The sequence below is a fragment of the Flavobacterium sp. LC2016-23 genome (assembly GCF_009674775.1).
Taxonomy (GTDB): Bacteria; Bacteroidota; Bacteroidia; order Flavobacteriales; family Flavobacteriaceae; genus Flavobacterium.
In genome coordinates this window covers 149,298-166,853 of sequence record NZ_WKKE01000016.1, presented here as the reverse complement: position 1 = coordinate 166,853, position 17,556 = coordinate 149,298, and the positions used below count along the sequence as shown (strand labels likewise).

General features: G+C 34.7%; 25 protein-coding genes. 23 read left to right on the top strand and 2 right to left on the bottom strand.

The annotated features are described in order from the left end of the window. The coding region (locus GJU43_RS15080; protein ID WP_195760040.1) for a transposase at positions 1-201 on the top strand (201 nt) is incomplete at its 5' end. A gap of 357 nt (positions 202-558) precedes the next feature. Here the strand turns inward: GJU43_RS15080 and GJU43_RS22830 are convergent. Continuing rightward, entirely contained in the window at positions 559-1,026 is a 468-nt protein-coding gene (locus tag GJU43_RS22830; RefSeq protein ID WP_195760056.1) for a hypothetical protein, read from the bottom strand. 130 nt (positions 1,027-1,156) lie between these two features. Here GJU43_RS22830 and GJU43_RS15070 point away from each other — a divergent pair, with 130 nt between their 5' ends. The 16 genes from GJU43_RS15070 to GJU43_RS14995 all read left to right on the top strand — a co-directional run bounded on the left by GJU43_RS15070 (position 1,157) and on the right by GJU43_RS14995 (position 11,858). Then, on the top strand, positions 1,157-1,447 hold the full coding sequence (locus GJU43_RS15070) for a hypothetical protein (RefSeq protein WP_154341582.1): 291 nt from the start codon (positions 1,157-1,159) through the stop codon (positions 1,445-1,447). Positions 1,448-1,475: 28 nt separating this feature from the next. Further along, positions 1,476-2,060, top strand: coding sequence for a response regulator transcription factor (locus GJU43_RS15065; RefSeq protein WP_154341581.1), 585 nt, complete (start codon positions 1,476-1,478; stop codon positions 2,058-2,060). 1 nt (position 2,061) lies between these two features. Beyond that, a complete protein-coding gene (locus GJU43_RS15060) occupies positions 2,062-2,523 on the top strand; it encodes a hypothetical protein (RefSeq protein WP_154341580.1) in 462 nt (153 codons plus the stop codon). Between the two features lie 52 nt (positions 2,524-2,575). Then, positions 2,576-5,842 carry a DNA primase gene (gene dnaG, locus GJU43_RS15055; protein ID WP_154341579.1) on the top strand — a complete coding sequence of 1,089 codons (3,267 nt, stop codon included), beginning with the start codon at positions 2,576-2,578 and terminating at the stop codon, positions 5,840-5,842. 9 nt (positions 5,843-5,851) lie between these two features. Further along, complete coding sequence (locus GJU43_RS15050; RefSeq protein WP_154341578.1) at positions 5,852-6,187, top strand: hypothetical protein; 336 nt, start codon at positions 5,852-5,854, stop codon at positions 6,185-6,187. Beyond that, positions 6,135-6,554, top strand: coding sequence for a hypothetical protein (locus GJU43_RS15045; RefSeq protein ID WP_195760055.1), 420 nt, complete (start codon positions 6,135-6,137; stop codon positions 6,552-6,554). The genes GJU43_RS15050 and GJU43_RS15045 overlap by 53 nt, the downstream gene beginning before the upstream one ends. Positions 6,555-6,584: 30 nt before the next feature. Further along, positions 6,585-6,863, top strand: a complete 279-nt coding sequence (locus GJU43_RS15040; protein ID WP_154341576.1) for a hypothetical protein — start codon at positions 6,585-6,587, stop codon at positions 6,861-6,863. Between the two features lie 4 nt (positions 6,864-6,867). Further along, positions 6,868-7,242 (top strand): hypothetical protein, encoded by a 375-nt coding sequence (locus GJU43_RS15035; RefSeq protein WP_154341575.1) that lies wholly within the window; start codon positions 6,868-6,870, stop codon positions 7,240-7,242. Between the two features lie 155 nt (positions 7,243-7,397). Continuing rightward, complete coding sequence (locus GJU43_RS15030; protein ID WP_154341574.1) at positions 7,398-8,051, top strand: hypothetical protein; 654 nt, start codon at positions 7,398-7,400, stop codon at positions 8,049-8,051. After that, positions 8,048-8,503 carry a hypothetical protein gene (locus GJU43_RS15025; RefSeq protein WP_195760054.1) on the top strand — a complete coding sequence of 152 codons (456 nt, stop codon included), beginning with the start codon at positions 8,048-8,050 and terminating at the stop codon, positions 8,501-8,503. Before GJU43_RS15030 ends, GJU43_RS15025 begins: the two co-directional genes overlap by 4 nt. A 10-nt stretch (positions 8,504-8,513) precedes the next feature. Continuing rightward, positions 8,514-9,383: a DNA adenine methylase gene (locus GJU43_RS15020; RefSeq protein WP_154341573.1), complete on the top strand. Its 870-nt coding sequence runs from the start codon at positions 8,514-8,516 to the stop codon at positions 9,381-9,383. A gap of 3 nt (positions 9,384-9,386) precedes the next feature. Then, positions 9,387-10,220 carry an HNH endonuclease gene (locus tag GJU43_RS15015; RefSeq protein ID WP_154341572.1) on the top strand — a complete coding sequence of 278 codons (834 nt, stop codon included), beginning with the start codon at positions 9,387-9,389 and terminating at the stop codon, positions 10,218-10,220. Further along, positions 10,189-10,611 (top strand): hypothetical protein, encoded by a 423-nt coding sequence (locus GJU43_RS15010; protein ID WP_154341571.1) that lies wholly within the window; start codon positions 10,189-10,191, stop codon positions 10,609-10,611. The genes GJU43_RS15015 and GJU43_RS15010 overlap by 32 nt, the downstream gene beginning before the upstream one ends. A 165-nt stretch (positions 10,612-10,776) precedes the next feature. Next, a complete protein-coding gene (locus GJU43_RS15005; protein ID WP_154341570.1) occupies positions 10,777-11,064 on the top strand; it encodes a hypothetical protein in 288 nt (95 codons plus the stop codon). Then, positions 11,057-11,533, top strand: coding sequence for a hypothetical protein (locus tag GJU43_RS15000; RefSeq protein ID WP_154341569.1), 477 nt, complete (start codon positions 11,057-11,059; stop codon positions 11,531-11,533). Before GJU43_RS15005 ends, GJU43_RS15000 begins: the two co-directional genes overlap by 8 nt. 46 nt (positions 11,534-11,579) lie before the next feature. Then, the gene (locus tag GJU43_RS14995) at positions 11,580-11,858 is read left to right on the top strand and encodes a hypothetical protein (protein WP_154341568.1); all 279 of its coding nucleotides are present in this window, start codon (positions 11,580-11,582) and stop codon (positions 11,856-11,858) included. Positions 11,859-11,934: 76 nt separating this feature from the next. On the opposite strand, the gene GJU43_RS14990 is transcribed toward GJU43_RS14995, so the two are convergent. Further along, the gene (locus GJU43_RS14990; protein ID WP_154341567.1) at positions 11,935-12,252 is read right to left on the bottom strand and encodes a hypothetical protein; all 318 of its coding nucleotides are present in this window, start codon (positions 12,250-12,252) and stop codon (positions 11,935-11,937) included. Between the two features lie 604 nt (positions 12,253-12,856). On the opposite strand from GJU43_RS14990, the gene GJU43_RS14985 reads away from it, so the two are divergent. The 6 genes from GJU43_RS14985 (at position 12,857) to GJU43_RS14960 (ending at position 17,499) form a co-directional block, all read left to right on the top strand. Next, positions 12,857-13,318: a hypothetical protein gene (locus GJU43_RS14985; RefSeq protein ID WP_154341566.1), complete on the top strand. Its 462-nt coding sequence runs from the start codon at positions 12,857-12,859 to the stop codon at positions 13,316-13,318. A 79-nt stretch (positions 13,319-13,397) separates the two neighbouring features. After that, positions 13,398-13,862 carry a hypothetical protein gene (locus GJU43_RS14980; RefSeq protein WP_154341565.1) on the top strand — a complete coding sequence of 155 codons (465 nt, stop codon included), beginning with the start codon at positions 13,398-13,400 and terminating at the stop codon, positions 13,860-13,862. A 66-nt stretch (positions 13,863-13,928) separates the two neighbouring features. After that, positions 13,929-15,248: a S49 family peptidase gene (locus GJU43_RS14975; RefSeq protein ID WP_154341564.1), complete on the top strand. Its 1,320-nt coding sequence runs from the start codon at positions 13,929-13,931 to the stop codon at positions 15,246-15,248. 17 nt (positions 15,249-15,265) lie between these two features. Continuing rightward, positions 15,266-16,225, top strand: a complete 960-nt coding sequence (locus GJU43_RS14970) for a hypothetical protein (RefSeq protein WP_154341563.1) — start codon at positions 15,266-15,268, stop codon at positions 16,223-16,225. A 10-nt stretch (positions 16,226-16,235) separates the two neighbouring features. Next, positions 16,236-16,937, top strand: coding sequence for a hypothetical protein (locus GJU43_RS22825; protein WP_195760053.1), 702 nt, complete (start codon positions 16,236-16,238; stop codon positions 16,935-16,937). Between the two features lies 1 nt (position 16,938). Beyond that, positions 16,939-17,499 carry a hypothetical protein gene (locus GJU43_RS14960; RefSeq protein ID WP_154341562.1) on the top strand — a complete coding sequence of 187 codons (561 nt, stop codon included), beginning with the start codon at positions 16,939-16,941 and terminating at the stop codon, positions 17,497-17,499. Positions 17,500-17,556: the final 57 nt, after the last annotated feature.

Below are 17,556 nucleotides of genomic sequence, written 5' to 3'. Positions count from 1 at the left end.
CAATCCGGGTTTAAGTCTTTCGGCACAATCTCTCGTACAATTATGAATCATTATCAAACCATATTAAACTATTTTGACAATAGAAGCACTAATGCCTCTGCAGAATCATTCAATGCTAAAATAAAAGCATTCAGATCAAAATTCAGAGGTGTTAGGAATATAGAATACTTCCTTTTTAGACTAACTAATATTTATGCTTAATTTTTACTGCTCCTCAGATTTACGTCTTGATCCGATGATACGGCAAATGAAAGATAGTTTGGAACTTCTGAAAGCGAAAAAAATAAACCCTTGTAAAAATTTTTTACAAGGGTTTTTAAATGGTGTGGAGAATACCGGATTATCTTTTCAAATATTTTCGTTTACAATAACACATTAAGTCCCGATTATCAACATTATTTTAAAGATGATTATTTCATTAATAGTCGTTTTTGACACAAATTTGACACAGGTCAGGACGCCTCTGTCGCAATGAAATCTACACTTTTTTCTAAAATCTCTTTTAGCCGTTCAATTAATTTGCTGTCTTCGTCACCTACAGTAACGTTCAATTCCGTTTCATCCGGTTCCTTTTTTAACATCATCATTTTTTTGATTTTTTATTAGTTCAGATTTTGATTCAGCCACATCCTTAAAAATAGTGGGTTCATTTCCGATAGTCTGAAAATCTGCTTTTCTTTTATCTAATTCTGAAAGTGATCTTTTTAATAACTCATTTATGGTTTGCAAATCCTGATTTTTATCTTTTAATCTTTCGATCTCGCGATCCTTTTCATCATCTCTTACTTTGTTTTCATTTTTCGATTGATCGCCTTTGATCATATTTCCCTTTCCGGTAATTAACCATTCGAGATCAATATCTAAACAATTGTCTAATATTTTGATGATAACTCCTTCCCCTAAATCGGCTTTTCTTTTAAGTTGCGTGCCAATATAGCCATTAGACATACCAATTTCTTTCTCAAACAGACTATTGTTAAGGCCTTTAAAATCAATGTATTGCTTTAATCTTTCGATTGCTTTCATAAAATAAATAGAAAATAGTTTAATTTTTGCATTGTAGTTAAACTATTGTTTATATATTTGTAATAGTAATAACGTAGTCAACTCGTAGTAAAATTACAATAAAATATATCAATACAAATAGCACTTATCTATGATTAAAACAGCCGAAAGAAAGAAAATGAAAAAGGTCTTTAAAAAAGGCTATTCAAAAGAAGTTCAGGAAAAACTAAACGAGAAGGGTGTAACAACTCAAAAGGGCAATCCTTACGGAATCTCCTATATCACTCACGTTTTTAACGGGCGAAATGAAAATCCGGAAATCGAGGAAACGATTATTGAATTGTATGCAGAAAAAGTAGAACAATCAAAAGAATCGATCAAAAAGAAGAAGGAAATTTTTAGCACAAAAAAACCCGAAGCGGATACTTCGGGTCTTAAATGAGTAATTAACCGATAAAGATTAAGAACTAATGGAAAGCAAATCTACAATTAAAAATGAAATTCACCAAATACCCGCCGGGTTACTTCTTGGTGATAACAGAACTGAAATTTTTGGAGATCGTGAAACTAAGAAATCATTCTTCGTTTCAAACGGCCAGACTTTCACCTTTAAGGAATTAGAACCTTTGAAGAAAGCGCAAATATTTAAACAGCTTTTAAATGATGATGTTGCACTTGAAGACTTAAAGGACTTGAACCACGAAGAAGCCACTGAACAATTTGCCTTTTGCATTTATGGCGCGGCAGATCACATTGCCGACTTTAATGAATTAGGCCAGCTAAATAAAGCCGACAACTTTATTTGCTCGAACAATTGCAACTGTCTGAAGTGGAAATCAAAATCCATTAATATAGATGGTAATGCCTTGACAGTCCGGGAAATTGAAATTGTCAATTTAATGGCCTCAGACCTTCCTGATAAACGGATCGCCGACGAACTTAAAATCGCAAAAAGTACACTAAACACGCACAAACAAAATCTTTTTGAAAAGGCAGGTGTAAAATCAAAATCAGGACTTATTACGAAAGCAATTAACCAAAAAATTATCCAATAATATGGGCTTATCAACTTTTACTTATACAGGACCAGAAGCTTTAGAAATGATTAAAAATACATTTCCGAAGACGTGGGAAAAAGAAATTGAAGAAGGCGATACATTCATTAAAGCTTTAATGAATATGTATCATTTGTCTGCAGAAATGGCATTTGAAAAATATTTAAGGTTGAACGGATCTCCTGCAAAAGGTATAGCAACTTTAGCCGCTTTGCACCTTCTTTTAGAGACCAGCAAAACATCTGGCGAAATAAAAAAAATACAAAAAGACCAATTAGAATATGGCAATCAACTCGCAGCCCTCGAAAACGCAACGCATATCTCCTATGATGATAAAAAAACTTTACGCTCCTTTTATCTTACCAAGCAGGATGAATTACAAAAACGTATTAACGTGCTTATCCTCAAACTACCCGTTAGAGGTACAGAGACAATTACAGTGCAAACAGGCCTTTTCGATTGAAGTCGAAAATATGACAGTTTCACAATATTATAATCTCTTTATCAAATAATTCATGTATACCGAAAAATCAATAGACGAAGTTAGAAATGCTGATATAGTGACAATCATTGGACATTACTGCGAACTAAAGCGTGCTGGTTCAAAATGGACATGCGAATCACCTTTTAATTTTAGTAAAGATTCTTTTTTTGTCACTCCATCTCTCAATATGTTTAAATGCTTTTCCTCGGGAAAAGGTGGTGACGGGATTAAGTTTGTTCAGACATTTAAAAATGTAAAATTTGGCGAAGCTGTTAAAATTATCGCCGATATCTGCGGGATTGTATTAGAGGAAGAACAATTGTCTGAAGAAGCGGAACGCAAAAGAAGTTACACGCAAGAATTATTTGATGTTAATGCAATCGCATGCTTAAAGTATGAAATGCAGCTGCAAAACCTTCCAATTGAGCATTGGTCAAAGAAAATGCTTATTGAGCGTGATATTAAACCGCTGACAGTAGAAAAATTTAGAATTGGATATGCTCCCAAAGAATTCAAATTTATAACCAATCCACTTATTGAAAGTGCAAAGTTAGAACAGGCAATAAATGTCGGCTTATCGATTTCGAAAGAAGGGAATAATTATGATTTTTTCAGGGATAAATTGCTGTTTCCAATTCGCGACGTTCGCGGTAATGTTTTGGGATTTGGAGGGCGTAGAGATAACGATGCTGACGGACCTAAATATATCAATACAAAGGAAACCGAAATATACAATAAAAGCAGGGTACTTTACGGTTTATTCGAGAACAAAGAATTTATCTCTAAAACGAAGACGGCTTTTCTAGTTGAAGGTTACACGGATGTTACCGGGCTCTCGCAAAATGGTTGTGAACTGGCCGTTGCCACCGGTGGCACAGCTTTAACTGCCGAACAGGCAAAATTATTACATCGTTTTGCAGATCATGTTATTATACTTCGCGATAATGATGGACTAGATGAAAAAGGAAACGAGCAAAAAGGAACGCTGGCGGCGTTGAAGGATATAAATATACTTCTTGCCGAAGGTTTCAAAGTTTCGATTGTTATTCTTCCGGAAAAAGAAGATCCTGACAGTTATGCCAGGAAGACAAAACATGTTGAAAAAATGCTTTTTGGCAATGCGGAAGACGCCGTAAACTGGAAAGCTATAAAAATAAAAAACAAGGCTGCAAATGATCCGGATGAGTTATCACACGCAGTTGGCGAAGTTGCCTTAATGCTTTCAGTAATTAAGGACGATATCAAACGTGCGGTCTATCAAAAAAATTGCGCTAAAATTTTAAAACAGCCTGAAAAAGTAATAAAAGAAAGAATTGACAACTTTTTTAAAGCAGCTGAAGCAAAGGCCGCCCAGAGCGAAAAGGTGCAGGTTGAATCTTCCGAATATTTGGGGTTACCTAAAGGAGCAGATTACAAGCAATTTTTAGTCAAAGGATATGTCACGCATGAAAATAACGTGTACTTCCGTGGTAAAACCAATTTTTACAAAGGTTCAAATTACCGAATTACACCGCTTTTCCACGTTTATGGAAAGCAGGATAATAAAAGATTATGCGAAGTGATATCTGATACAGGCATAAAAAGGCTAATTGATTTTGATACGGCCGATTTTGTACAAATGGCAAAATTCGAATCTAAATTGTTAGATGAAGGAAATTTTACGTTCACATCGGAAGTAACGCCAAATCAGTTCAAATTACTGAGAAATGATATTCTGAGCAGTTTTATAATGGCGTTTGAATTACGAACGTTAGGCTGGCAACACGAAGGTTTTTTCGCCTACTCAAATTTAGTTTCCCACAATGGAATTACCAAAACGCCTAATGATTATGGGATTATTCAACTTGAAGCGGAGGTACAGATTCAAAGCGACTATATAGAAGACGTAAAGCACTTTTATTCACCATCCGCTTCAGTGATGTACAAAAATTCGCGTGAGGGTGATGATCCTTATGAAAATGACAGGTATTTAGTTTTTAAGCCGGCACCGATTGCATTTCATACCTGGATGAACCAACTGAAAAAAGTTTACGGAAAAAAGGCAAACACTGGTATCGCCTGTATATTCTTTTCATTGTTTAGAGATCTTTTTGTAAAAACGTATCAGATATCACCAATTCTATTTTTAACCGGTGAAAAAGGATCTGGAAAGTCAAAATTTGCCGAAAGTATCGGAGCAGTTTTCGCTTACAAACAACCTGCTTTTGATTTGAATGCCGGTACTATTTCAGGATTTTCCCGAAGAATAAGTAGAACAACTAATACCATGACTATTCTGGAAGAATTCAATGATTTAATTGATTTAAAAATGAAACAATCAATCAAAGGATCCTACGATAATAGAGGCCGTGAGATTGGACAAAACACCGGTGACAACAAAACGAAAATGACGAAGGTGAATTGCTTTTTGGTGATCCTTTCACAGTATTTGTCAAGTTGGGACGATAATTCAATTACATCACGAAGCGTAATTGAGAATGTAATCAAACCACAGGAAAATTTTACCAATGAAGAAGTTGCCGATTTTAATTTAATCCAGTCGTGGGAAGAAGAAGGTTTGACAAGTTTTATTTTGGAAATCATAAAATATCGTCCGGAAATAGAGGATAACTACAGGCGGGTGTATGGTGAAATAATTAAGGATCTTAAAAGGCAATTGAAGGATAATGATTATCAGGAGCGTATGCTTCAGAATTATACGGTACTGCTTACTCCAATAAAAATATTAATTGACAAGTTTCAATTTCCATTTACTTACAAAGAAATACAGGATCAGTTTAAAGAAGCAATTATTGACAGTTCTGATCTAATAGTAGAAAGTGAAGGATTAGCGGAATTCTGGAGGACAATGGAGTATTTAAGAGACAGATCACCGTTTCCTTTGATTAAGGAAAGAACACATTTTATTATAGATACCCCTATGACTTTGAAGCTTCAGACAAAAAAGGGGGAACCGGACTACGAGTGGAAAAATGAAAAGAGAAACCAGGTTTTATTGTTACGATTAAATGCCGTTCACCAATTATATCATAAGGAAGTTTCTACGCGTGAAGGTGCTGATGTAATCGGCGAAAACACTTTGCGGAATTATTTTAAATCAAAAAAATACTTTATCGGATCTGTCGGAAGATACCATTTTGACGATACGTCTACCTCGGCTTATGTCTTCAATTACACTATGATGCACGAAGGCGGAATTTTAAATTTATTAAGAACCGCACCCAAAAAGACTAATGGTGACGTGTTGGTAAATAATGGAAGTTCAGACGATGATCCTGACTGGTTACAAGCTAAATAAATTGAAGTAATGAAAACAAAAGCTGTCATTTTAAACTTAAGAGTTGCCCGGCGGGAAGATTTTGCCGATGAACTTGGACAAAAGAAATTCGGCTGCATGTATTTTGAACAGTCATTTGATGGATCTTTTTGCAATCAGCCCTTTTTTTTTCATGAAAATACCAATATGGAATCATTTCGGGAACTATATGCCACAAAACAAATTTGGGTGTTAGCAGGAATATTTGATGAAGTAGAATTTGTCGAAAAACGAAAACCCATAATAAAAGTTAAGAAATATGGAACCAAAAAAAATGATATCAGAAGTACATTGGCCCGACCGTGTCTCTGTAAGCGAAAACGCTGAAAGATATAAGCAATTACAATTAAAAATGTCTCAAAAAGACTATCAGAACGAAATATTAAATAATCCTAAAATAGAAATTAAAATGAAAAATCACATTGAAAAACCTGAATCAGTAAAAAGCCCAAGGTTCACAATTATCGAAAACGGAACTGAAGTTTTGAACACTTCTAAAGAACTGGAATCTTCCGGCAAAATAATTCAGCTGCAGAATGAATTAAAACCAATTATTGTTTTGCTCGACCATAAGAAAAGATCTTCCATTCACTTTAAAAAAGAGAGGCATCAAAAAAACTACAGGATACAGCCTGGAGACTACGAAAAAGATAGTTTAACGAAAACCAAAATAGCTGATTCGGAATCTGAATAATAATTTTTTAACCTATAAAATTTTGAACTAATGGAAAATCAAAACGAAATCATTGAAATTACAATTAAAGCTATCTTTTTAGGTGAATTCCACGACTGGAATTCATGGCTTAAAAACACCGAAAAGGCTCATAGTACATACGGTGTAACACACCAAATATTTCATCAAGATTGTAACGGGTATAAAACGTCTGGCTATGATTTGAGAAATACACATCGTGAAAATATTTATCCGGTAAAAACTTTTTTACTGGTGAGTGATCCAGGACTCACAAATACATTTCCAGTTAAATCACCTTCAAATAACTAAAATCATGGCCATAAAAAAATATACAGTAGAAGTTACTCGCGTAGATGAATATCAAATTGAAATCGACGATGCAATTTACACGGATGATGTAATTGAACAATGGTCTGAAAGCTTTTATGAAACTGAGGAAGATACCAGGCAAGAAGATTTCGTAAAGCACTTAGCCAAAGCCATGACTAGCGGCGGTATCAAGGAAGGTTTAGAAGGCTTTGGTTACGTTAAGCAAAAGCATGATAATATGGAAGCCGGTAACTTATTAACTCAGTACACTTCGCAATCAAAAAAAGTTACTGAAGAAGAATATTCTCCTGGGCTATTTGTAAATATAATTAACCATGACAATGATTATGACACTGAAATTTTTACAAATGAGAAATAGACACTGCACAGTTTGCGGGCTTCCAAAAGAAGCCTGCTTACATCAGACGGAACTAAATGATTACAGAAGTGATTTAGCTGTCTCTCGCATCTTTTGGTTTATAATCGGCTTTTTAAGCTGCGGCCTTTTAATATTAACCTTAATCATTGTTTTTTATGGAAAATGTTTATAAACCAATTTTATTTTCTACGCCAATGGTTCTGGCTAATATTGATGGTAGAAAAACGCAAACAAGAAGAACTAATGGACTTGAAAAAATAAATGTGTCTCCTGAATCTTGGCAGTACTGTGGATTTTCAATAAAAGGGGATATTAAAAAAGGAATTGATCCAAATATTTATTACGTCTTTAGAAATATCACGACTAATTCACGTCTTGAAATTCGCGGAAAATATAAAACTGGCAATATTTTGTGGGTTCGTGAAAGATTCACAGAATGGCCAGAAGGTGAATTCCAATATTTTGCATCTACTGCTATGGGTGACGAATTAGGAATATGGAAACCGTCGATACATATGCCTAAAAAGGCATCTCGGCTTTTCTTGAAAGTGAAATCTGTAAAAGTTGAACAACTGCGGGATATTTTCCATTCAGATGCAAGGGCTGAAGGAGTTGATTTTATTGTTAGACCAAACCCGACCAGAACTGTCTTTTACAATTATTTGACGAAGGTTTATGACTCCAATGAGCTCTATTCTTTTATGACTTTATGGCAATCAATAAACGGTGAAGATTCATGGGCTTTTAATCCGTGGGTCTGGGTAATTGAATATGAGCGAATTGAAAAACCTTTAGACTTTATAGTATGAAAACAAGTTATACAGTTTTAATTACAGATCAAGAACATGAATTTTACAATCAAAGATTACAGGGCTTTTGTGCCTATTACGACATACATCGCACTGGTAGTGGTCCTGATTTATACATAGCTGAAACACCTGAAGGAGTTGAATTCAATTTATTATCTGATCAGATTGATCTTGATGATTATGATTCTCAAAAATTAGCAAAACAGGTAATAAGACTGGGAGCAAATGTAAATGATGTAGTTATGATTACACGTCTTGGCAGTGGATCCTACGGACCAAATTTCGATTTAGATCAACCACATGTTATAACCAAAATTTTTCCTTCAGGGCAAGTAATTTTTGACAATGGAAAAGCAGACACATTTCAGCCAGATGTAACACTATATACTGGAGAAAAGCCTGTTCAAAATGATTTTACAAAAAAGGCGATTAATAACGGACTACCATTTTAATTCAAATTATATGTCCGGAAACAAAAACAAATTGATCGCTTTTAATTATTTCGGTGGGAAGTTCACCTGGTTAGATTATTTGTATGCCTATTTTCCTAACGATTTTGTGCATTTAGCGGAGTTATTTGGCGGCTCGATGGCCGTTTCCCTTAATTACCAAGGAAAATGCATTAAAACGGTTAATGAGATCAATGGAGATGTTACTAATTTCTTTGAGGTTCTGAGAGATGACACCGAAAATTTAATAATGAAATTGGAACTATCTCCATGTTCCGAAGAAAATTACAATCAGAGCTGGCCGATATCTGGAGATAAAACTGAACGTGCAAGGAAATTTTATGTGCGGGCTCGACAGTCCTTTTATGGGCTTGGAGCCCAAAGGGAAAATAAGTCCTGGCACATGGCAAAAACAAAATTAAATGCTCAAGTAGGCGAAACGGTTTCAAAATGGAATAATGCTTTACCAAAACTTTTAGAGGTGGCCAGAGTAATCCGGGTAAATTTTCAAATTATAAAAACCGATGCACTGATTGCTATTTTAAAGTTGGATTCCGCTAAAACATTTTTCTATTTGGATCCTCCTTATTTATTAGAAACCCGTGGTTCGTCCAATGATTACATGTTTGAATTTTCGGAGGAAAAATACCGTGAAATGGCAGCCATACTTTATAAGATAAAAGGTTACGCAATGATATCCGGATACGACCATCCACTAATGAAAGAACTCTTCGAAGACAAAGGATGGATAAAAATTAAATTTCCAACTAAACGGAACAACATTCGATCAAAGCAGGTTACCGAGTGCATTTGGATAAACTATCCTTTGTCTAAAACAAATTCAAATAACGGAAAGCAAAGTGAACTTTTACTAAAAAATTGAATTATGAATACAAAAGTGACACCCGAAGTAGCGAAATTCATTTTAGAAAATTATCTACAAATGAGCCAAGGATCAATTGCAAAGCATTTTGGTTTTAGCAAAGAAGTTTGTAAAACATTTTACCGAAAAAATAACTTGATAGTTCCCAAAGCTGTTATCGAAGGTTTTAGAACCAAAGGATTGACAGATAGAACAACTTTTACTGAAGAAGAAGATCAATTTATAAAAGATAATTATTTAACAATGCCGATTAAGACAATTGGGCATCATATTAAAAGATCTTACTGCGGAGTATCTGGGAGATTGAAAAGTTTAAATCTAATTATACCGGAAGAAATAATTCAGCAGCGTAAAAATGATTCCGTGTTTAAGCCTGGGCAAATACCATTTAATAAAGGGAAGAAGATATCAGAGTTCATGTCACCGGAAGCAATTGAAAATTCAAAAATTCATCGATTTAAAAAAGGAAATATTCCGGGTAATGCTTTGCCGGATGGCACCGAAGTCGTACGCGTAGATAAACGATCCGGACGATCGTACACTTTGATAAAAGTACCAGGAATAAATAAGCTTGTGCACAAAAATATATACGTCTGGGAGACTTATTACAAAACTAAGTTACCACCTAAACATAACATTGTTTTTATAGATGGTAATACACAGAATTTTGAAATTAACAACCTTGAATGTATAAGTCATGAGGAACTTTTAAAGAGAAACACAATCCATCGTTTACCTGAAGACTTAAAAGAAATTATCTATATCAAAGGATCAATAAGAAGACAAATTAATAAAAACATTAAAAATGGAACCAAAACTAATATCAAGACTCGATAATATAGTTGGAAAAAAATTCAATTATAAAGGAAAAAACGTCACAATTGATAAATACAAAGTTGTCAATTCAACAAATGTTGTTGTGTTTTTTCCACAACCAAAAAACATGTTAATATCGGAAGTCGAAGATTTTCTTGATTCACTTTTTCAACCGTTAGAAAAGGAAAAGACCGAAACTCAGGTAATGATTCCTCAACAGCAACTTGTAGCATTTGAACCAACAAAAGACAATGAGAAGATCAAAACAACACTTTTGGAAACTTTGGAAAAAGTAAAGGCAGACCCCGGATACTTACCTCAGGCATCCACAATTTGCGATGTAGTTGGTCAGTTTGTCGCAATTCAAAAAAATGAAATACAAATGTTGAGTTTAATAAAAAAATTCAAGTGATAATATAACGCCATTAATCGAAAGAAAATCTTTGCTTGTCGGCAAGGTAGCTATTTGTAATGTGTCACAATCGGGTGATTAATGGTATGTTTTTTCATGACTCGATTAAATTGCAATAAGACTGACTGAGGGAAAGACCTCTTTTTTAACTTAAAGGACAAAATTATGAAGACAACTATTCAAGCTTTGATTGACGATTTGCAAATAAAATTCGATGAATATCACGAAAGACAGTTACAAATTAATAATGACCAGGATCCTGACTATTTTTTATATATGGGTAACGCCTATGCAATTGGGGAAGCCATTGATTCTGCCAAACTTTTTTTAGAAGAAGAAAAATGGAATATTGTAAAAGCTTTTCATGCCGGTCGAAAAGATGTTATAGAAGGTACAGAACTCGAACGAGGTGGCAACGAATATTTTGAAAAAACTTTTGAATCTCATGAATAAAGCAACGAAAATACAAATGGAATGGATCGAAGTAGGTTTCGAACCATCAAGTTGGGAAGACGGCGGCTGGATACCTTTTGAGTTTCTCCCGGATAACTTTGACATTGGATGCTTGGACGGAAAGCACTACAAGGAAAATGATGTCGTAAAAACTATGGTTCGGCCTAAAGCACTACAAGGGCTAGAATATTTATATACCTGGATTGAAAAAGAAAAGTGGCAGGTTGTCGATACGTGGGATGATGATCGTAAAATTATTGTTTGGGATGGGGACGAACAGGCCTTCGAAGCTGTTTGTGAATTTGGTCCAATAGGTGAAATGAATTACGCAGACACTTTGGCAAGAGCTAAACTAATTGCATTTGCACCAAAAATGTATCGAGAATTAGTCAATATTTTTGAGAAATACGATAAAGGAACTGACACCTACAAGCGATTAGAAAAAATAATTAAACAAATTACATTGTAATTAAAAGATAAATCTTTTATAAATTTGAAACTTAAAACTTAGAAATATGGTTACTACAGACAAATATAATATTCAAACTTGCTATCCTCCGTACGTTGAAAATTTAAAAAAAATATTAGAACCTTATACTCAAAGTGAAGAAGTTATTGATGATTTAATCCGACAAATTAAATCGACCTTTAATGCACCAATTATTTTTGAAAGTTTTCAATATTTCCCAGAAGATTCAGAATATGGTTATGATAAACAGGGAATGATTCAAAAAGACAAGCGGTGGCCAAAAAACAAAATCACTTTTATCAATTCAAAAATATTTACATTTTAGTATGTGAAGTTTTATTTATAATTAAAATTGGAAAGTCACTTTAAACAAGTGGCTTTTTTATTTATCTGATATAAAGTTAATCTTTTTTTATTTTAAGCCGTTCAAAGCAGCTTACTTCCTGCTCGAACTTTCGTTCCATTACTTTTTCAAAATAGTTCGCCCGGGCACCACTTTTAAGCTTTATAATAGTCTGGTCCTTATTCATATCGCACGGTAATCCTACTTTATTTAAAATCTCCGCAAGCTGTATTGTAGATTCTTTACCAAGCCAAATTGACGATAATTCATCAACGCGTAAAAGATGCTCCAATGCCTGATACCAATTTGTAGTTTTTCTAAGTCCACAAGCATTAAGCAAATGGCGATTAACATCCGATTCTTCTGATTTAGTCATGATTTTCGATTTTAGGGATACAAAGTTAGCAGAGAAGTAAATACGCCTGTCTGAAATGCCCGTTCTAAATTGTAACAAGTTTTGTCTAATCCGCGTTAGCGGATTAATAATAAATAGCGAAGCGTTCCTTTTTATATATCCTGGATCAATAAAAAACAACCAAAGTTTTGAATTTTGCACCCCCCCCAGACCCCCCATTTAAAAAAATTTTTCAAATTTTTGTTTTCTAAAAATAAGAGAGTAAAAAAGTTCCACAGTTCCACAAAAAAAAGATTAAGTATTTCAATAGATATTATCTATTTGATATTCAATATATTATATTTTAATTATTCTTAATTTACTATGTGGAACCTTGTGGAATTTTTGCGGAACTTGTGGAACTTAAAAATAAAGTTCCACAAAATATATAAGAGTTCCACAAGTTCCTACTATAAAAAATTATATAAGTACCTGATAATCTGGAATGTGGAATTGTGGAACTTAGTTTATCGAAAAATCATAGTTTGAAATAAATTATCATGTTTTTTTTCGCGCTTTTATTTTGCGGTGTCCTAATCCCTTTTTTGGTAATTGTCGTAAATTCGTAAAACCAAAAACATTCAAAATGATACAAATTTCTATTCCTGTAAAAAAGCATGTTAAAAAATATCTGATCAAAAAATATGGTGAAATTCATACTATCTCAAAAAAAACTTTTTTGGGATTGTTGTTATTAGAATTAATCAGCGATGAAGCTGACACTTCGGATATTGATTTTAACGGTTTTGATAAATACAAAATTGATATTCCGGAACTTTACTTTAATACGAAAGGATTTTCCATCAACAGGAACAAACTTAAATTTTTAGGCGTATGCTTGGAAAGGCTGTTTTTTGAAGATTTTTATTCTTTTGTCGATGTTGAACTGGCGAAAGGAAAATCTAATGCATGGCAAAGTGTTAAATTGTTTCTTTATTTGAATGGAATAAATGAAAATGAAATGAAGCTTGAAAGTATGTATCGCAACTATCAAAGGCACTCAGACGAAAAAATAAAAGAAAAAAAATTAAACCTCGTAGTACATTAGTAGTACAAAAACCGCCTGAAACCGCACCTGATATGGTGGCAAAATGCGACAGTTTTATAATAATAAATATGCTAAAATTATGAATTTTACGAATGATGAAAAATTAGCTGGATTTGCCGAATTTGAATTGTTTCTTTTGGAGGAAACATCGAACTGGCCGCTTGTGATAACAGACGGAAATTCAAAGAATATTGTTTTTTCACCATTTGCAAATGATGTTGAAGCGATAATAGATCCAGATACCATAAATGTAGATGTAAACCCGAAACAATCTTCAGACGGTGAGATACAGCAAATTGCAATTTCGTTCAGGTTAATCACACGAAGTGAAGCACTGGAACAATTACTCGAACAATATGCTAATAAGCCATGCGTGGGAAAAGGAAAACTTAATAATGACTTTCAGAAATTATATGGTACCAATCTGGAACCACTTTATATGAATTACATCGTAAACGATGGTACAAAGGTAGACGGTGATTCGTTTACTGAAGTAAGAATTAAAGGCGAAACCCGCAAACGCCCAGTATATTACACTCCATAAAATCACTGTCCTATTTTAAGATTTTGAATAGATGAAAATTTGTAAAGTGCAAAAAGCATTTTACAAATGAGTATAAACAATTTACATTCTTTACTTAATGGCCGTTGGTTCATACATGAATCATACGGACATTCTCTTTTGCCTTCTCTAAATTCAATTTTAAAAGGGAACTCACTTAAAATTGAAAAAGATGATAAAAAGCCAGAAGCTTTTGTTATTCAATTTGGTAAACAACCGGTAGCGGCTTCGTCTTTTGGGAATACCGATAACAATAATGATTATGTCTTAGTAATGGATTTAAAAAATCCAATTTACAAGTATTCTCAGGAATGTGGTCCACAAGGCACAAAATCTAAAATGAATATTCTTAGTCGTTATCAAAACGATCCTTTTTGTAAAGGTGTTGTTTTGGATATCGACAGTGGTGGTGGTCAAGTTTCCGGAACTCCTGAATTTTACGACTTTATTCGCGAATATAGTAAACCAGTTGTTGCTTATACGGATGGCTTAATGTGTTCTGCCGCTTACTACATTGGTTCTGCCGCCGACCACGTTATAGCAAATAAACGAGCGGATCATATTGGCAGTATTGGAACAATGATTTATTTCATTGACTTCACCGGGTGGTATGAAAAAGAAGGTGCTAAAGTTATTACTCAATATGCCACAAAATCAACCGATAAAAACAAGGATTACGAGGAACTTATAAAAGGTAATCCGGAACCATATATTAAAAATCAGTTAGATCCTATAACTGAAGATTTCATAAATGACATCAAGAAAGTTCGTTCCACAATAAATGAAGAAGTTTTTACAGGTAAAACTTATTCAGCAACTGATTCTGTCACTATGGGATTAGTTGATGAAATTGGAACACTACAAACGGCAATAGATAAAGTTTTCGAATTAGCCAAACAATCAAGTAATCAAAATTTAAATACAGATATGTCTAAACAACTTGTAAAAGTACAGGCTGTTTTGGGTTTAGATGCTCCATTAGCTTCAACGGCTGAAAATGGAAGCTATTTAAACGCTCAACAGTTAGATGCTTTAGAAAATAGTTTTGTTGAATTGGAAGCATCCAATACAGCACTACAAACGGAATTAGATGCAGCTACGGCAAACACCGATCTAAATGATCAATTAATAGCTTCACAAGAAACTGTTGCAACTGTGGAAGCATCAATTGATACTATGTTAACATCTGCGGGTTTAGATGTGACTGGAACTTTATCCGAAAAAACTACAGCACTAAGTGCTAAAGTTGCGGAGATGGGATTGAAAGACGGTTCTAAACCAACTGCTGTTAAAGTTGATGTAAAAAATTCTTCTGCTGCTTCTAATGTGGTCGATGGTTTTGACATCTCTGGTGCGATGAATAATTAACTAACAAATTTTAATATATGTCAATAATTGCTACAGATATAGTAACGGCCTTTGGTAATCGCTATATCAATGAGGGACAGAATATGGAAAGCCTGAAGGAGCAAATCCGCCAGCCTTCAGTTACGCCATCTTATGCGGTACCGATCATAACTGAAAATGATGTGTATCGTTCATCTAATACAGCATTAGGTGAAATCGTTCAAGGTTTTCAAAAAGCTTTTACAGCCAAAGGAGATTTGACTTTTACACCGAATGAAATTGTTTTGCGTAATGCAAAAATTGATATTTCATTGTATCCGGATGATGTAAAAGGTAAATGGCTTGGTTTTCTTGCGTCAATTGATAAAGCTGCAAGGGCAGAATGGCCAATCGTACGCTATCTTTTAGAAAAACATGTTGTGCCTCAAATACCGCACGATATGGAAACAAAAGCGTATTGGGGCGGTTCGTATGTTGCTCCTACTCCTGGTACCGCGGGAACAACTGCCGGAACATTGGACGGTTTGAAAAAACTGATTGATGCCGGACTAACCGGTGCTACCATGAATGCTATTGCATTGACTGCATTGCCTACACCTACCACGATGTTTGATTCAGTAGAAGAATTTACGGATGATATTTTTGCACATAATCCGGTTTTGGAAAGTGTAAAAATGAGAGTGTACATGGAACCTAAATTTTTGAAAAACTATTTCAGAGATAAACGTAACACTCATGGTAATGATGTGAATTACGTACCGGGTCAAAATACCGTAGATTTCTCACCAAACATTGAATTGGTAGCATTACCATCGATGGCCGGATCTGGTTATATCTGGGCTACTCCAGTTGAAAATTTTGTTCATTTACGTAAAGAAAATGGAATGAAAGATCCTAAAGTAGAAGAAGCAAAACGTGAAGTTGCTTTGATGCTTGACTGGTACGAAGGTATCGGATTTGATTATAATCAATTGGTTTACGCTTATAAACCAGCTTAATTTTTAGGATATGGCAAATAAAAATAAAAACACACCTGTAGTCGATACTGCTGCAGGTGGTAATAAAGGAGTAGCCGATAAATCGACTGCTGACAAAGCATCTGCAGATAAAGCTGAAGCGGACAAAGCAGCCGCTGAAAAAGCAGCCGCTGAAAAAGCAGAAGCTGACAAAGCAGCTGCAGATAAAGCAGCCGCCGACAAAGCAGCTGCAGATAAAGCAGCTGCAGATAAAGCTGAAGCTGAAAAAGCAGCCGCTGAAAAAGAAAAAGCTGATAAAGCATCTGCAGATAAAGCAGCCGCCGACAAAGCAGCTGCAGATAAAGCAGCTGCAGATAAAGCAGCTGCAGATAAAGCTGAAGCTGAAAAAGCAGCCGCTGAAAAAGAAAAAGCTGATAAAGCATCTGCAGATAAAGCAGCCGCCGACAAAGCAGCTGCAGATAAAGCAGCTGCAGATAAAGCAGCTGCAGATAAAGCAGCTGCAGATAAAGCTGAAGCTGAAAAAGCAGCCGCTGAAAAAGAAAAAGCTGATAAAGCATCTGCAATTGTTTCTGTAGATAGATTTATTGCTGATAATGGTGCTGAATTTGAATTCGCTGTGAGTTCATTTACATTCCAGGGGAAAACGTACACTAAAGAAGAAGCTTTGAGTTCTCATGCTGACGTTTTAGAGCATCTGGTTTCTATTAAGTCATTCATTCTAAAAAAAGTATAAGATGTTAGCATTAGAAGATATCGGAGGCGTAAGCTGTGAACCTGTTTCAGGATTGGCGGGAACTGTTTATTATGCACTGCAAAGCGATTTTGAGACGATCAACGAACCTAAAAAACTTTGTGATCCAACGCCAGCAAATGTTGCGGCAACTTTTTCGGAATTAGCTACAATTGCCACTGCACATGTATTTAAAACGGGAAAATGTTTCCATAAAATTGATATTGTTACCGAGACTGGTACGATTAAATCGACACCGATTGGAGAGACCGGCCGAAAACTGTATCAAAATGAACTTGGAATTACAGTGGCCGGTTCGGCCGCTGATTTATTAGGTTATTGTCGATGGATTAAGAATCAGAAAATGATTATTCTTTTCGAAGAATTCGGAACTGGAAACGTTAGACAATTGGGACAGTCCAGGCTTCCTGCTTTGGCAAGTGCAGAACATAATATTGAAGGTGCTGCTGAAGGTAATAATTCTGCAGTAATCACTTTTACAGATAAAAACTTTGGTCCTGCACCAATTTATTTAGGGGCTATTCAATTGGTTCCTGAAGCTTAATGTTGCTTTTGTTTTTTGGTAGTTTTAAAAGCGTTCTATTTAGAACGCTTTTTTTAA

Excerpts from the sequence above, each read along its gene's own strand:
- GJU43_RS22830 (WP_195760056.1), bottom strand. The coding sequence starts at position 1,026 with ATGAAAGCAATCGAAAGATTAAAGCAATACATTGATTTTAAAGGCCTT.
- GJU43_RS15070 (WP_154341582.1), top strand. The coding sequence starts at position 1,157 with ATGATTAAAACAGCCGAAAGAAAGAAAATGAAAAAGGTCTTTAAAAAA.
- GJU43_RS15065 (WP_154341581.1), top strand. The coding sequence starts at position 1,476 with ATGGAAAGCAAATCTACAATTAAAAATGAAATTCACCAAATACCCGCC.
- GJU43_RS15060 (WP_154341580.1), top strand. The coding sequence starts at position 2,062 with ATGGGCTTATCAACTTTTACTTATACAGGACCAGAAGCTTTAGAAATG.
- dnaG (WP_154341579.1), top strand. The coding sequence starts at position 2,576 with ATGTATACCGAAAAATCAATAGACGAAGTTAGAAATGCTGATATAGTG.
- GJU43_RS15050 (WP_154341578.1), top strand. The coding sequence starts at position 5,852 with ATGAAAACAAAAGCTGTCATTTTAAACTTAAGAGTTGCCCGGCGGGAA.
- GJU43_RS15045 (WP_195760055.1), top strand. The coding sequence starts at position 6,135 with ATGATATCAGAAGTACATTGGCCCGACCGTGTCTCTGTAAGCGAAAAC.
- GJU43_RS15040 (WP_154341576.1), top strand. The coding sequence starts at position 6,585 with ATGGAAAATCAAAACGAAATCATTGAAATTACAATTAAAGCTATCTTT.
- GJU43_RS15035 (WP_154341575.1), top strand. The coding sequence starts at position 6,868 with ATGGCCATAAAAAAATATACAGTAGAAGTTACTCGCGTAGATGAATAT.
- GJU43_RS15030 (WP_154341574.1), top strand. The coding sequence starts at position 7,398 with ATGGAAAATGTTTATAAACCAATTTTATTTTCTACGCCAATGGTTCTG.
- GJU43_RS15025 (WP_195760054.1), top strand. The coding sequence starts at position 8,048 with ATGAAAACAAGTTATACAGTTTTAATTACAGATCAAGAACATGAATTT.
- GJU43_RS15020 (WP_154341573.1), top strand. The coding sequence starts at position 8,514 with ATGTCCGGAAACAAAAACAAATTGATCGCTTTTAATTATTTCGGTGGG.
- GJU43_RS15015 (WP_154341572.1), top strand. The coding sequence starts at position 9,387 with ATGAATACAAAAGTGACACCCGAAGTAGCGAAATTCATTTTAGAAAAT.
- GJU43_RS15010 (WP_154341571.1), top strand. The coding sequence starts at position 10,189 with ATGGAACCAAAACTAATATCAAGACTCGATAATATAGTTGGAAAAAAA.
- GJU43_RS15005 (WP_154341570.1), top strand. The coding sequence starts at position 10,777 with ATGAAGACAACTATTCAAGCTTTGATTGACGATTTGCAAATAAAATTC.
- GJU43_RS15000 (WP_154341569.1), top strand. The coding sequence starts at position 11,057 with ATGAATAAAGCAACGAAAATACAAATGGAATGGATCGAAGTAGGTTTC.
- GJU43_RS14995 (WP_154341568.1), top strand. The coding sequence starts at position 11,580 with ATGGTTACTACAGACAAATATAATATTCAAACTTGCTATCCTCCGTAC.
- GJU43_RS14990 (WP_154341567.1), bottom strand. The coding sequence starts at position 12,252 with ATGACTAAATCAGAAGAATCGGATGTTAATCGCCATTTGCTTAATGCT.
- GJU43_RS14985 (WP_154341566.1), top strand. The coding sequence starts at position 12,857 with ATGATACAAATTTCTATTCCTGTAAAAAAGCATGTTAAAAAATATCTG.
- GJU43_RS14980 (WP_154341565.1), top strand. The coding sequence starts at position 13,398 with ATGAATTTTACGAATGATGAAAAATTAGCTGGATTTGCCGAATTTGAA.
- GJU43_RS14975 (WP_154341564.1), top strand. The coding sequence starts at position 13,929 with ATGAGTATAAACAATTTACATTCTTTACTTAATGGCCGTTGGTTCATA.
- GJU43_RS14970 (WP_154341563.1), top strand. The coding sequence starts at position 15,266 with ATGTCAATAATTGCTACAGATATAGTAACGGCCTTTGGTAATCGCTAT.
- GJU43_RS22825 (WP_195760053.1), top strand. The coding sequence starts at position 16,236 with ATGGCAAATAAAAATAAAAACACACCTGTAGTCGATACTGCTGCAGGT.
- GJU43_RS14960 (WP_154341562.1), top strand. The coding sequence starts at position 16,939 with ATGTTAGCATTAGAAGATATCGGAGGCGTAAGCTGTGAACCTGTTTCA.